Source organism: Sporobacter termitidis DSM 10068, assembly GCF_900130065.1.
GTDB classification, from domain to species: domain Bacteria; phylum Bacillota; class Clostridia; order Oscillospirales; family Oscillospiraceae; genus Sporobacter; species Sporobacter termitidis.
This window is the reverse complement of sequence record NZ_FQXV01000005.1, coordinates 61,186-75,454: the sequence shown is the minus strand read 5'-3', so window position 1 is coordinate 75,454 and position 14,269 is coordinate 61,186. Positions and strand designations below refer to the sequence as shown.

Annotated in this window: 12 protein-coding genes and 2 riboswitches; all 12 genes read left to right on the top strand. The window is 54.3% G+C overall.

The window, feature by feature from the left end; all coding sequences use genetic code 11:
* Positions 1-148 precede the first annotated feature (148 nt).
* The 12 genes from BUB60_RS08545 (at position 149) to BUB60_RS08490 (ending at position 14,252) form a co-directional block, all read left to right on the top strand.
* Complete coding sequence (locus BUB60_RS08545; RefSeq protein ID WP_073077767.1) at positions 149-688, top strand: chromate transporter; 540 nt, start codon at positions 149-151, stop codon at positions 686-688.
* A complete protein-coding gene (locus BUB60_RS08540) occupies positions 685-1,260 on the top strand; it encodes a chromate transporter (protein ID WP_073077765.1) in 576 nt (191 codons plus the stop codon). Before BUB60_RS08545 ends, BUB60_RS08540 begins: the two co-directional genes overlap by 4 nt.
* A 166-nt stretch (positions 1,261-1,426) precedes the next feature.
* Positions 1,427-1,561: riboswitch (molybdenum cofactor riboswitch) on the top strand.
* A 129-nt stretch (positions 1,562-1,690) separates the two neighbouring features.
* The gene (locus tag BUB60_RS08535) at positions 1,691-3,700 is read left to right on the top strand and encodes a 2-hydroxyacyl-CoA dehydratase (RefSeq protein ID WP_073077763.1); all 2,010 of its coding nucleotides are present in this window, start codon (positions 1,691-1,693) and stop codon (positions 3,698-3,700) included.
* The gene (locus BUB60_RS08530; protein ID WP_073077761.1) at positions 3,693-4,922 is read left to right on the top strand and encodes a 2-hydroxyacyl-CoA dehydratase family protein; all 1,230 of its coding nucleotides are present in this window, start codon (positions 3,693-3,695) and stop codon (positions 4,920-4,922) included. Before BUB60_RS08535 ends, BUB60_RS08530 begins: the two co-directional genes overlap by 8 nt.
* Positions 4,903-5,733, top strand: a complete 831-nt coding sequence (locus tag BUB60_RS08525) for an acyl-CoA dehydratase activase (protein ID WP_073077759.1) — start codon at positions 4,903-4,905, stop codon at positions 5,731-5,733. Before BUB60_RS08530 ends, BUB60_RS08525 begins: the two co-directional genes overlap by 20 nt.
* Before the next feature lie 18 nt (positions 5,734-5,751).
* Complete coding sequence (gene nikB / locus BUB60_RS08520) at positions 5,752-6,681, top strand: nickel ABC transporter permease (protein ID WP_073077757.1); 930 nt, start codon at positions 5,752-5,754, stop codon at positions 6,679-6,681.
* Positions 6,682-6,688: 7 nt separating this feature from the next.
* Complete coding sequence (gene nikC / locus BUB60_RS08515; RefSeq protein ID WP_073077755.1) at positions 6,689-7,546, top strand: nickel transporter permease; 858 nt, start codon at positions 6,689-6,691, stop codon at positions 7,544-7,546.
* A gap of 31 nt (positions 7,547-7,577) precedes the next feature.
* Complete coding sequence (locus BUB60_RS08510; protein WP_073077753.1) at positions 7,578-9,173, top strand: ABC transporter substrate-binding protein; 1,596 nt, start codon at positions 7,578-7,580, stop codon at positions 9,171-9,173.
* A gap of 4 nt (positions 9,174-9,177) precedes the next feature.
* Entirely contained in the window at positions 9,178-10,947 is a 1,770-nt protein-coding gene (locus BUB60_RS08505; RefSeq protein WP_073077750.1) for an oligopeptide/dipeptide ABC transporter ATP-binding protein, read from the top strand.
* Positions 10,931-12,058 (top strand): aminotransferase class V-fold PLP-dependent enzyme, encoded by a 1,128-nt coding sequence (locus BUB60_RS08500; protein ID WP_073077748.1) that lies wholly within the window; start codon positions 10,931-10,933, stop codon positions 12,056-12,058. The genes BUB60_RS08505 and BUB60_RS08500 overlap by 17 nt, the downstream gene beginning before the upstream one ends.
* Positions 12,059-12,209: 151 nt before the next feature.
* A riboswitch (molybdenum cofactor riboswitch) is annotated at positions 12,210-12,351 on the top strand.
* 125 nt (positions 12,352-12,476) lie between these two features.
* Positions 12,477-13,511 (top strand): radical SAM protein, encoded by a 1,035-nt coding sequence (locus tag BUB60_RS08495; RefSeq protein WP_159435370.1) that lies wholly within the window; start codon positions 12,477-12,479, stop codon positions 13,509-13,511.
* Positions 13,512-13,556: 45 nt separating this feature from the next.
* Complete coding sequence (locus BUB60_RS08490; RefSeq protein ID WP_073077745.1) at positions 13,557-14,252, top strand: Crp/Fnr family transcriptional regulator; 696 nt, start codon at positions 13,557-13,559, stop codon at positions 14,250-14,252.
* Positions 14,253-14,269 lie beyond the last annotated feature (17 nt).

The window sequence follows — 14,269 nt, the reverse complement described above, 5'->3', positions numbered from 1 at the left end:
ACGATCAATTAAAAACGCTGAAGGGCTGTCCTCTTATAGAGGCCGGCCCTTCTTCTGTGATTGGGTTCTGTGCCGCTTTTGGACTCATATACATGAATCGGACGGGCGTGCCCGTTTGATAATGTGTGGGTAAGTCGGAGGCGGTTTTGTGCAAATTCTGTTTTCCTTGTATCTGACCTTTGCGCGTATCGGGGTTTCGACCTTCGGCGGGGGATACGCGATGCTGCCTGTCCTGCGGCGGGAGATCGTCCAGAAGCGCCGGTGGATCACGGACGCGGAGCTGACCGATTGCTACGCGATGAGCCAATGCCTGCCGGGGCTTATCGCCGTCAATTTCGCGACCTATGCCGGATACAGGCAGCGGGGCGTTTTAGGCGGCATTATGGCGACGCTTGGCGTCATATCCCCGTCCGTCGTCATCGTCACGCTGATCGCGGCATTTGTCGGCCATTTTTCCGAGCTTGAGGTTGTCAAAAACGCGTTCGCGGGCGTGCGCGTCTGCGTTTGCGTGCTGATCCTGGATTCGATCGTGGGGCTTTGGAAGAACGCGGTTGTAAACAGGCGCTCCCTCGTCATTTTCCTTGTTGTGTTTTCCTGCGCCGCCTTTACGAGGCTTTCCGCCGCCGTGCTCGTTATTGCCGCGGGACTCGTCGGTATTCTGGGGAGCAGGAGGGAGACGGCCGGATGATCTACCTGAGGCTGTTCTTCGAGTTTTTCAAGGCAGGCCTGTTTTCCTTCGGCGGCGCGCTCGCCGCCGTGCCGTTTTTAAAGGAGATGGGGGAGCGAACAGGGTGGTTTTCGCCCCGGCAATTGGCCGATATCATCGCCGTGGCGCAATCCGCGCCGGGACCTATCGGCGTGAACATGGCGTCGCATGCGGGGTATATCGTTGCGAGCGTCTGGGGCGGGGTGGCGGCGACGCTGGGAATCGTCGCGCCGTCCCTCCTGATTATGCTCGCCGTCGCGCGCGTTCTGACGGGGGCCAGAAAAAATACGCTGCTCATTTCCGCTTTTAGCGGTCTGCGCCCGGCCTCCGTCGGCCTGATCGCGGCGGCGGAGGTGGGAATAGTGAAAACCGCGCTGCTCAATGCCGGCGCATGGAAGACAACGGACAGCCTCGCATCGCTTTTTGATTGGAAAGCCGTCATTTTTGCCGTTGTGCTGTTCTTCCTGACCGATAACCTCAAAGCGCATCCGATTGTCTGGATTGCGTTCTCCATGCTCATCGGCGTCGCCTTTCAATTCGGGCATCCGCTGTGAGCGAAGCATCCGCTGCCCGAAAAATAAACCTCGGGCCGGGCAGCATATTGCTTAAGCCCAGATAAAATACCATGGCGATTTTTCGGGAAACATGTACAATGTACTTAAAATATCAAATGATATATAATTAAAACGAACTAAAATGAACTTAAGCAAAGTTTAATATTGGATTTACAGTCTTTGAGCGTGCCTTCTCTAAAGGATTTTCCCAAGAGAGCACGCCTGAAAGGTGATACCTTTCACAGGGGCGTTTGGAAACGGATTGCCCTGCCATTTGCAAAAAAGAGTGTAGGTGACAAATGATTGAGGAACTTTTATAACTATTTATAAAAGTCTTTTCTTGTATGCCTATATCTCGGGATATAGGCATTTTTTGTTTTATTAATCGCCACTTAACCGTAGTACGTCATTAAAAAGGATAGAAATACTGATGCAATTGTCTCTTGAAAATCTTTTTCCGAATATAGCGGCAGTGCCGCCCGTCGTGGGTATTGATATTGGATCGCGGGCGGCCAAGGGCGCTCTTATTTATGGCAACGCGCTGTACCTGACATTGTCGTATACCGGGGTCAACATGCAGCAAAATGCCGAGGAGGTGCTGAACGATCTTCTGACACAGGCCGGCTTGAACCGGCGGGACGTCGCTTTCCTTGTCGGCACAGGCTATGGAAGAATCGCAATGAAATTTTCCGAGTTCCCGGTTCAGATACAGACGGAAATTTTTTGTCACGCATTAGGGGCCCATGCCCTGTGCCCGGATATAAGCACCGTCATTGATATCGGCGGGCAGGACTCCAAGGTCATCGCGGTCGGCCGGAACGGCGCCGTCATGGATTTCGTGATGAATGATAAATGCGCGGCCGGGACGGGGCGTTTTTTGGAGAAGGCGGCGGAAATGCTGTCCGTCCCCCTTGAAACAATGGGGGAGCTTTCCCTGCAGAGCACAAATGAATTGATTTTCAGCAGCCAATGTATCGTATTCGCGGAATCAGAGCTGATTTCAATGAAAGCGCGCGGGACAAGCACCCCGGATATCGCCGCAGGGATACATCGCGCGGTGGCAAAAAGGATATTGGGCCTGTACAGCAGATTTGATAACGGAGAGAACGTTTTGTTTACAGGCGGCGTGTCCCAGAATATCGGGATGAGGAGAGCGCTCGAAGAGGTTCTGCACTGCCATTTGGCGGAGCCCAGGGTCAACGCAGTTTACGCGGGCGCTATAGGCGCGGCGGTGTTTGCAGGAAGATTTTTAAATTCAAATAACTTTCATCCCGACAGCATCGAGAAACAGGCCGTTTTCAGCTTTGGCGAGATGGGCCAAAGCATCGAGCGGAAAATGACATCGTATATCGACGGCAGCGAAAAGCGAAAAAAGATCGGATATTTATGCACCTATACGCCCATGGAGCTGATGCACGCCGCCGGCGCCTCCTATATGCGCCTTTTGAAATCCGGAACCGCGGAGCAGATTTCGAGCGGCGAGCAGTTGACCAGAAGCGTTTACTGCGACTTTGTAAAAAGCATTCTTGGAGCGTTCAGGGAAAAGGACCCTCTCTATTCGTCGCTTGACGGCGTTTATAACTTCTACACCTGCGACTGCACAAAGCGTGTCGGCGAGGCAATCCTGGCCTATTACAAAGACGCCGATACGTTTGTCTTGCCGCGTTACCGTCACAATGCCGATTCATATGAGTTCCTGAACGGAGAATTCCGCTTTTTTGCCGAGACGCTCGAAAGGCTGACCGGCAACGGCATCGAACCCTCGAAGCTGCGAGAAAGCATTCGCCTGTACAATTCGATCAGGGCGAAGCTGAGAGAAATATCCGAGCTTCGCAAATCGGACCCACCGCTGCTGACAGGCGGGGAGTTCTATACGCTGATGCGCGGCTATTTCTATTTGGACCCGGAGGAATACCTGGCACTTTGTACCGAGGCTCTGGGGAGACTGAAGACGCGTGAGGTACAGGCGTCCCCAAAAACGCGCGTGTTCCTCTCGGGCGGCATCCATGCCGACGGGGATATGCGGCTGATTGAAGTCCTTGAAAATGAGCTGGATATCGTGATCGTGGCAGAAGATCACTGTACGGGCCTCAAATCGATCAGCTTTGATATTGACGAGAACGAGGAACCCTTTCAGGCCCTGGCGAAAGGGTATATCGATAAAGCGCCGTGTGCGCGGATGAAACCGCTGACAGACAGTATGGACTTCTCTCTTCGTCTGGCAAAGGAGTATCGGGCGGACGCCGTCGTCTATTCGTATGTCAAATTCTGCCCGTCGTATGGACAGACGAAGCACGAATTCGTCCGGCGCTTTCATGACAAGGGTTATCCTGTGCTGGATATCGGGCTTGACTATTCAAAAAACGATTATGGGCAATTACGTACACGGCTGGAGACATTTATCACAATGGTGAAAAACAGGGGCGGGTTACATGAGTGAAAATATCGCATGGAGAAATATCATGGAGCACAGCAGGGAGCTGCACAGATACTCGCCCTCCCTCCAAAAGCTTTTTGATTTGGCGGAAGGGTATCTGACCTATGCCGAAGATTACGCGGCGCAGGGCGGAAACGTCGTCTTCGTCATGGGCCTGTGGCAGGCGCTGATTTACGCGTGCGACGCGATACCGGTGCCATATACGGCTATTTGGACACGCGATATTCATAAGATGGTCGAGGTTGCAGAAACACAGTTTCAGATTCCCACGGAGACCTGTTCGATGATACAGGCGTCCATGGGCGACTGGTATATGCGCCGCAACGGACCGATCCGGAAGCTGTTCGGAATGGGGTCCTCCTGCGAGCCCTATAACGTGGCGCTGGAGATTCTGCGGGGCTACGGCTATGATGTCTACGAAATGGACAGCGCGTACAGGTCACCTAAGGCCGGCGGCCCGAGGTATGAGCATCTCCTGAATTTCTTTGAAAAGCAGATCCTCGGATTTCAGCGGTTTCTGACGGACGGCAAACCGCTGGACGACGGACGGCTGACCTTTGAAATACTCAGGCGCAACCGGCTGATCGAAAAATACCAGTATATTTTGAGCATGCGCCTGGCGCACCCCTTTTATGTGAAGAGCTTTGGGCTGATGAGCCTTCAGGACGGTATGACGAGCTGCTTCGGCCGTCCGGATTATTTTGAATCCGTTATGGACGAGTTGATCGCTGAAATGGAAGAATTGCCGCCCGAAGCCGGCGACCTTGAACGTGTCATACCACTTGTGTGGGGCGGTGGCTGGGGCCATAATTCCGGCATTCTGGAGATCATAGACGCGTCGAATGCCGCCATTCTCGGCATAGCGTCGGCCATGTCGAAGAAGTATCGTACGGATGTTCCGCCTATAGAGGCTCTGGCGAGATATGTGCTGGACGGACAGAATGCGGGAGCCACGATCTATCAGCAGGCGTCGCTGGAAAACGACCTGCGGCGCGTGGATGGAAAGGGTATCATTCTGTATACCTTCAACGGATGCTCTCTGGAGACGGTGTCAAGAGAGATCATCAAAGGCTATTTTCAGGAAAAGGATATTCCGTGCATCATTCTGGAGGGCACGTTTCAGCCTGATCTGTCCATAGGGCAGACCCAGACGAGGATGCGGGCTTTTCTGGAAATGCTTGAACAGCGAAAAAAGGATGGCGTAAATGGAAGTATTTCAGCATGACAATTTAAAGCGAAATTTTTCTCCTGATGGTAAAAGCTGTTTTGTGGGCGTCGATCTGGGTTCGCGCACCGGGAAAGCGGTCCTGCTTCATGGGGACAAGCTGTTTGCCGCGTTGACGCCGACCGGCATATCGTCCGTCGAGACGGCGGAGCTGCTTATAGGAGAGCTGCTGCGGCAATCCGGTTTGGCCAGGGAGAATATCCGCAGGCTTGTCGGCACGGGATACGGAAACGTCTCGCTTTCGCTGCGCGGCGTGCCGGTGGAGATGATCACGGAAATCTCATGCCATGCCAAAGGCGCGCACTATCTGTGCCCAACCGCCCGGACGATTATCGATATCGGGGGGCAGGACTCAAAAGCGATCAGCATCGACGAGAAGACCGGAGGCGTCAAGGAATTCATATTAAACGACAAATGCGCCGCCGGGACCGGGCGCTTTCTTGAAAAAGCGGCGTATTTGTTGGAACTCGGCATTGACAAGTTTTCGCAGCTGTCCCTGACGGCGGATGTGCCGTGCGAAGTCAGCAGCCAGTGCGTTGTGTTCGCGGAGTCTGAAATCATATCCCTGAAGGTGACCGGCACAACGGCGGCAAATATCGCCGCCGGCATACATTTGGCCACGGCCCGAAAAATTAAAAACCTCCTGCGTCGCATTCCGTTCCGGCCTGATATCTTTTTTTCCGGCGGCGTCGCCAACAACTGCGGCATGCGCAGCGCGCTGGAGGATGTCCTGGGTGAAAAGGTGTTTATCTCAACGATCAATCCGGTATATACCGGCGCTCTCGGCGCGGCGCTGTATGCGTCTGAATAGGAGAGAAGAGCTGACGGCATGAGAAGTCAAATCATTCGCAGGGTCCTGCATCTGATACCGGTAATGCTCGGGGTAAGCCTGATCACCTTTTTCCTTTCCTATCTCTCTCCGAGCGACCCCGCACAGATCCTGCTGAATGAGATGGGGGTTGCGCCGACCCAGGAGGTCTTGGAACATGCCAGAGAGGAAATGGGATTAAACGAGCCTGTTCCGGCCCAGTACATACATTGGCTGGAGCGGGTGCTGCACGGTGACTTCGGGACCTCTTACAAGTACAGGGAGCCGGTTCTCAACGTCATCGCCATAAAGCTGCCCGCAACGCTGAAGCTTACCGGCGCCGCCATGCTGCTGATGGTCCTGATCGCGTTTCCGCTTGGTATCCTGTCCGCCGTTTATAAAAATAAAGCCGCCGACTATGTGATCCGGTTATTCTCCATGCTGAGCATATCCATGCCGACATTCTGGCTGGCGTTGCTTCTTATATACTTCTTTACAATTCGGCTCAAGCTGTTCCCCCTTCTCAGCGGCGGCGCATTTCCCGGCATTGTCATGCCGGCGGTCACGCTCGCGTTTTCCATGGTGGGCAAATATGCCAGACAGCTGCGCGCGGCAATTCTTGATGAAATGCATAAGGATTACGTGCAGGGGGCTCTGGCGCGCGGCGTCGGCCGGGGGAAAACGCTGATTTTTCATATTTTGCCCAACGCCTCCATACCGATCATCACCATGCTCGGCCTGTCGGTCGGCGGCCTTTTGGGCGGTACGGCGATCGTGGAGTCCATTTTTGTCTGGCCGGGTGTCGGAGATATGGCGCTGGACGCGATTACAAATCGTGACTATCCGCTCATTCAGGGCTACGTCATTTGGATGGCCCTGATATATGTGGCGGTCAATCTGATCGTGGACATCATTTACACCGTATTCAGTCATGACATTGAATTGCAGTGAGGCGGATATGGAACAGCATTTATCTCACAACAAGGTTTATCTACTGCTCGGCGCCGGGCTGGCGGCATTTATATTGCTGATTAAAGTGATATTGCCGCTGCTCGCCCCGCATGATCCGAATGCCGTCAATGTCGCCGATGCGCTTCAGGGGCCCGGCGGGGAATATTTGTTTGGCACGGACAGGCTGGGGCGCTGTGTTTTGTCCCGGATATTGTTCGGCGCGGCTACATCCGTCACGACAACCTTGCTGATTGTGTTCGTCACGGTCGTGACGGGGGCTTGCCTGGGGCTCCTTGCAGGTTATTTCGGCGGTATCGCCAATTCGGTCATTATGCGTATCGCAGACGTTTTTCTGGCTTTTCCCAACCTGATACTGGCCATTGCCGTGGCAGGTATCCTGGGCCACGGACTGTTTAATACGGGCCTTGCCATCGCCTCTACCGCGTGGACAAAGTATGCGCGTCTCGTCAGAGGGCTGACGCTCAAGGAGAAGACGAAGAACTACATATTGGCTGCCGAATTGTCCGGTGCGGGTGCGGTAAAAAGTATCACGAAGTATCTTCTGCCGAATATCCTTTCGCAGATTATTGTCGTGGCCGCTGCGGACATCGGCGGTGTGCTGCTTTCCGTGGCGGGCTTGTCGTTTCTGGGACTTGGCGCCCAGCCGCCCACCTCGGAGTGGGGCTATATGCTGTACGAAGGTAAAAGCCTGCTCCAGCAGGCGCCCTGGCTGACAATTTTCCCTGGCGTATCGATTCTCCTGACGGTATGCCTGTTTAATTTCGTCAGCGATTTTATCCGGAATGTATTGGATCCCATGGATCAGACCGCGAAAGGGTCATTGTATTCTGAAAAAGGAATATGACGATAGAATTCAAAAACAGTAGGAGGAAAATATGAAAAAAGCAAGAAAATACCTGGCTCTCTTGCTGGCGCTCGCATGCATCCTGGCGGTGTTCACAGCCTGCGGCTCCGCAAATACGCCGGCCGGGACATCCGAGACGCCTTCGGCGCCCGAATCCGCCGCCGGCGCCAGCACCGGAACCCCTGCCGACAAGCATCTGACGGTTGCGCTCGGCTATTTCGGCGATGGCCTGGACCCGATACAGAGCTGGAACGGCTGGACTCTGGCCAGAACGGCGATCGGCGAAAGTCTTGTCAAGCTCGACGCCAATATGCAGATCACCGGAGTCATCGCCGACAGCTGGAAAAATGTCGACGCGACAACATGGTCCTTCCATATCCGTGACGGCGTCACATTCCAAAACGGCAATCCGGTGACGGCGGAAGCCGTCAAGGCCTCTCTGGACAGAGCGCTGAAGGAATGCGACCGGGCCGTCTCTCTCCTGCCGGTGGCCGAGATTACGGCGTCGGGACAGGATTTGACAATTAAAATGTCGGAGCCCTACGGCGCGACGCTCGGCAATCTTGCCGATCCGGTATTTACAATTATCGACACCTCCGTCGACCTGACAAACGTCAACACGGCCCCGGTTTGCACAGGCCCGTTTGAAGCCGTATCTTACACAAAGGACCAGACCATCGAGGTCAAAGCATATAAAAATTACTGGGGCGGCGCCTCGCCCCTGAGCACCGTGACATACAAGCTGATAAAAGACGGCGATACCTTGAGCGCGGCGCTGCAATCCGGCGAAATTGACGTGGGCCAGAGCCTTTCGCAAACGGCGCTGCCGCTCTTTACGAATAACAGCGCTTACACCGTCTCTGTCGTCCCCAGCACCAGGACAGCGCTGATCTGGCTGAATTACGGCAATCCCTTCCTCAGCGACGCGAATGTCAGAAAAGCGCTTGCCTACAGCCTGAACCGTGAGGACCTGGCTAAAACGCTTCTGGGCGGCTCGGCGGCGACCGGAGCGTTCTCGTCCGCCCTGCCGTTCGGCAACGACGGACTGACGGCTTACAGCTATGATACCGGCAAGGCCAAGCAGCTGCTCGCGGATGGCGGATATAAGGACAGTAACGGCGACAGCTTTGTCGATAAAGACGGCAAGAATATCGAGCTGAAGCTCGTTATTAAAAAGGGCACCGATAACAGCACCCTGGCATCCTATCTGCAGGCGGCCTTCTCAGCTATCGGCATTAAAGTGAATATTGAACTGTATGACGATGTCCTGACGGCAATGGCTGATAAGAGTGTCAATTTCGATATCGGCGTCGGAAACATCAACACGGGCACAACAGGCGATCCACAGTATTTCCTGGAGCTGTATTTTAAAACGGGAGCGTCCGAAAATTACGGAGGCTACAGCAATAAGGACCTGGATGCCCTGATGGGCAAGCTGTCGACCGAAATGGATACGACGGCGCGCTGCGATATCGCGGCGCAGGCGCAGCAGCTCATATTGAACGACAGCCCGTATCTGTTTTTGACATATACGAACAACAATGCTGTGAGTAAAAGCAGCGTCAAAGGGATTCAGGCGTACCCGATCGACTATTATCTGATGACCAACAAGGTTGACATAGGATAAGCGTATGCTTCTCGACGTCAGTCATCTTACCGTCAGGTACGGTGGGCAGGCCCCCGCGGTCAGCGACGTGAGCTTTCAACTCGACAACGGCGAGATTTTCGCCGTTGTCGGGGAAAGCGGGAGCGGGAAATCCACCGTGCTTCGCACAATCATAGGCCTGCTGCCTGAAAACGGATACATCGCCGGCGGCAGCATTTGCTTCGCCGGCCGGGAGCTTACCGGCTTATCGCCGGCGCGGTGGCAAAAAATCCGGGGGAACAGGATCGGGTACGTTTTTCAGGATGCTGGGGCGTCGCTGAACCCTGTGCGCAAGATTGGCAGTCAGTTTACCGAGTTTATTCGCTGCCATCGCAGCGTCAGCCGCCATGATGCAAAGGACCTGGAGCTTGACATTATGAGACGGCTGAACCTGAGCGACGGAGACAGAATCCTGCGTTCTTACCCGTCGCAGCTGAGCGGCGGCATGAAACAGAGGGTTTCGCTCGCCATGGCGATGGCGACAGGACCGGAGCTGATCATTGCGGACGAGCCGACCAGCGCCCTTGATACCGTCTCGCAGGCGCAGATCATGCGCGAGCTGCTTTTCCTGAAGGAATCCTTCGGCACCGCTATTCTGCTCGTGACGCATAATATCGGCGTTGCCGCGCATATTGCCGATAAAATCGGCATCATGCGCAGCGGAGCAATGCTGGAATGCGCCCGCGCGGAAGAAGTTATTTCAAGACCGAAAGCAGCGTATACAAAACGCCTGCTCGCTAATGTGATGAAGCTGAACGAGGCACCGTCCATAGCATCAGCGAGGAGCGGCAAGGTGATATTTACGCTTGAAAACATCGCGAAAAAATATGCCACGGAAGACGGTAAGGATAAAACGACGGCCCTGGAGCATCTGTCGTTAAAAATATACGACGGCGAATTGCTGGGGATAGCCGGGGAGAGCGGATGCGGCAAAAGCACGCTGGCACGGCTGCTGCTTGGGCTTGAAAAACCGGATGACGGCCGGGTCGTTTTCAGAGGGGCGGATATGGCACAGATGTCCGGTCCTCAAAGACGCGCGTATTTCAGACAGGCCCAGATGGTGTTCCAGGAGCCGGCGTCCACCTTCAGCCCGCGCATGAAAATCGGGGCGGTACTGAGGGAGCCCTTGAAGAATTTCCGGTTAAAACGCCCCAATGCGCAGCAACAGGCGGTAAAAGATGCGCTGGAAGGCATGCTGCTTCCCGCAGCGTATGTTAAAAGATATCCGCACGAGCTCAGCGGCGGAGAGCTCCAGAGAGTCTCGCTTGCCAGATGCCTGGAGATACGGCCGGAGATCATTATCTATGACGAGCCCACGTCGGCCCTGGATGCAACGATTCAAAAGCAGGTACTCGAGGATATTTCTAAAACGCACGCCGAACATGGACTGACCTCGATTCTTATCAGCCATGATATCGCGCTTTTAAGGCAGGTATGCAGCCGGATTGCCGTGCTGTACCGGGGTCATGTCGCGGAGATACTGCGCGGGGAGGAGCGCTTGTCGGACATCAGGCATCCTTACACGAGGGAGCTGTTTGGCGCGGCGTATACCCTCGACGCGAATGCGGCACGCCCTGCCGCCATATCAGAGGATTGCGGCAGCGGCGACGCCGCGGCGGGATGCGTTTACTACGGCAGGTGCGGCCGGCGCGAAGAGGCATGCCGGCAATCGATGCCGGCGTTAACGGACTATGGCGGCGGTCATATGTGTGCCTGCTTTTTGACAGATGGAGGAAACGATGATCTACTTGGATAATGCGTCCACAACATTCCCGAAACCGGAGAGCGTGTATCGGGCGATCTATGACAGCATGATCCAATACGGGGCCAACCCGGGGCGCTCGTGGCACGCGATGGCGAAAAGAATCAGCAATGAGCTGTTCGAGGCCCGGAAAAGCGTCGCAAAGCTTTTTTCGATTCCCGACCCCAACCGGGTCGTATTCAGCTTCAACGCGACGGAGGCCATCAAAATGGTCTATGGGGGACTGCTGAACGCTGGAGACCATGTGATCGTCACCTCGATGGAACACAAGGCCATGCTGCGCCCGCTGCAAGAGATGGAGCGTCTAGGCATATATCATACGGTCGTGCACTGTTCCCCAGCGGGGGAGCTTGATCTCAGCGCACTGTCAAAAGCAATACAAAAAGGCACAAAGCTCATTGGCCTGACCGGAATTTCCAATGTGACGGGCACTGTCATGCCGATTGCCGAGGTCGGGCGGATATGCCGGGACCATGGCCTCCTGTTCATGGTGGACGCGTCGCAGGCGGGCGGCGTGCTTGACATTGACGTGGGCGCCATGAATATCGATCTGCTTGTCGCGTCCGGCCACAAGAGCCTGTTCGGCATGCAGGGGACCGGTGTGGTTTATATATCGCCGAGGGCGCGTGTCAGGCCTTATGTCGGCCATGTCTCGGAGGAAGAGATCGACAGCTGGCTGTTTTACGAGAGATATGAAATCGGCACGCTGAATGCCCCGGGTATTCTTGGTATGAAGGCCGGCGTTGATTTCATCCTGTTGGAAACGACGCAAAAAATCCGGGCGCACGAGCAAATGCTCACCCGGCTGATGCTCGAAGGGCTGCGCGACGTCGGAAATGTGGTCCTGTACGGTCCGCTGTCGGCGGAAAAGCAGCTTGGTATTGTCACGCTGAATATAATGGGAAAGCCGCCGATGGGGGTGGCGGAGCTGCTGGATGAGCGGTATGGTATCGGCGTCCGTCCGGGCCTGCACTGCGCGACGTACGCACACGAAACGATCGGCACGGGAGAGCTGGGAGGCGTCCGGTTCAGCATGGGGTATTTCAATACGATCGACGATATAGAGGCCGCTGTTTCGGCTGTAAAAAGCATTGCCGGCGCCTGAATCAGTGAAAGTATCACGCATGCGTTTTAAATCGACTTAAAAAATTATGGCAATTATATAAAAGATGGTGGTCCGTTGGATATCTGACATACTTTGTCCTGAAATCATGATTTAATAGCTCTAATACACATGTTTGTTAACATAATAAATTTTAATATTTGAATTCCGAGCTTTTTATTCTAAAGGATGCCGTGTATCCCATGAATACTGAGCCTAAACCAGAGAGGTTTACGGGGTTGGGCAGGAAACAGCCCGGCCTTCACTAGTTGAGAAGGAAGTCTATTTTTTAAGCAGAGCAATCTGCATTAAAGGGATAGGTCTGTATTTGGCCGGCTGGTTTTGACTCTCAAAATTAGTCGGCTTTTATTTTTTGATTCTGCGGCTTGGCGTTGCGAAAGCCGGAAAGGCGGCCATTGCATTGAACCTGGACGAAATTTTGACGAACGCGCTTGCGCGTCCGATTACCCGGGAGGAAGCGCTGTTTCTGTTCCGGAACACTGAAACGGAGGAGAGCCGAAGCAGGCTGTTTAAAGCGGCCCGGACTGTGCGGAAAAATTTAACCGGAGACGTTTTCCGCTTTACCGGCGGAATCGCCAGCGTTCTGCCCTGCAGGCTGCGGCCTTTGTGCAACTACTGCCCGTACTGGAGAAAAAAGGACCAGCACGCCACGCCGATAGAGGCGATTGTGGCGGGAGCACAGTTTTTCCGGCGGGAAGGCGTCAGGGAGTTTCACCTCAGCGGGGGCACGACGCTGGGCAGCGAGGGCAGGGAGGTCCTTGATATCGTCAAAAGGATTTATGACGCGGGCCTGCATGATATGAAGATTATGGTCAACTGCGGCGCCGCCATGAGCGTTGAAACCATGGCGCAGCTGAAGGCGTGGGGCGTTCACAGCGTCGGGGCCGTTTTCGAAATTACAAATCCGGAGGTTTTTAAAAAGGTCAAGCCGGGCGACGATCTCGAAAGGAAAATTCAGTTCGCCTGGGATATACAAAGGGCGGGGCTGGCCTTAAGCTCCGGAATTATGGCGGGACTCGGGCCGGCAGAAACGAGATATGAAGATTATGTTAACTCGCTGTTCGACATTGCGCGGTTTCCCCACTTGTCCGGCATCTATATTTCAAAGTTTACGCCGGACCCTGCGATCCCAATGCGGGATTGGGAAAGCTGCTCGGTGGAAGAGGCGTCCCGGCTGGTGGCGATAGCAAGACTGGCATACCGTTCGGTTGATGTGACAACGGCGGCCGGATGGACGGAGGAAGAGCGGGTTCAGGCGACGAATGCCGGCGCAGGGAACTATCTGTTTGCGCTGGCGGTCAACGTGAAGGTGGATTATTGGAGCGGCAGGCAGCAGGCGGCGACGTTTGCTTATGATAACATCGAATACCGGGATACCCGGCCTGATAAACGGGCAATGGCGCAGCGGTGCGGAATTTCAATTTGTGAGACTTGAAGCGGCGCCGGCGCAGCCTTTGAATTTCGTCTGGGAGTGAGTGATGTGAAAACCGAAAAAAAGTATCTCGAATACATGGAGCTCATCAAAAGTCAGCCGCTGTTCCGCGGGTTTGACGAGGAAGATATACGATATCTGCTGGATTATCTGACGGCTGTGGTGGAAATCGTTGACGCCGGAGAGCCGATTAACACGATCGGCACTTCCGCTGTTGAACCCGTGCAGTCCGGCTGCATACTTTCGGGCCGCGGCCAGCATATAAAATATGACGCCTGGGGCAAATGCTCTATTTTGGAATACATAACGCCCGGATATTTGCTGGGCTGTACCCATACCTTTGCGGATAATCATTATCACATGTCCACCATCATGGCCACCGAGCCTTGCGTCTGCCTGTATCTCGATTTTAAAAAGCTGGATTCCGGCAGCGCCGACTGCGTGTCCGCGCTGTCCAGGCTGAGCGTGAATATTATCAGAATATTGGCCAAGAGAAATTACCGCCTGTTCAGAAAGGTGGATATTTTATCCCGAAGGACGCTGCGGGAGAAGATACTGACGTATTTATCCTATGAGCGCGACGAGCATCAGAGCGACGTATTTGACGTTCCGTTCAGCCGTCAGGGAATGGCCGACTTCCTATATATCGAGCGCAGTTCCTTATCCACGGAATTAAGCAAGCTTCAGCAGGAGGGCCTGATAGAATTTCACCATAATCACTTTAAGTTAACAATGCCAAAGTAACGCGAAAATTTTAACTG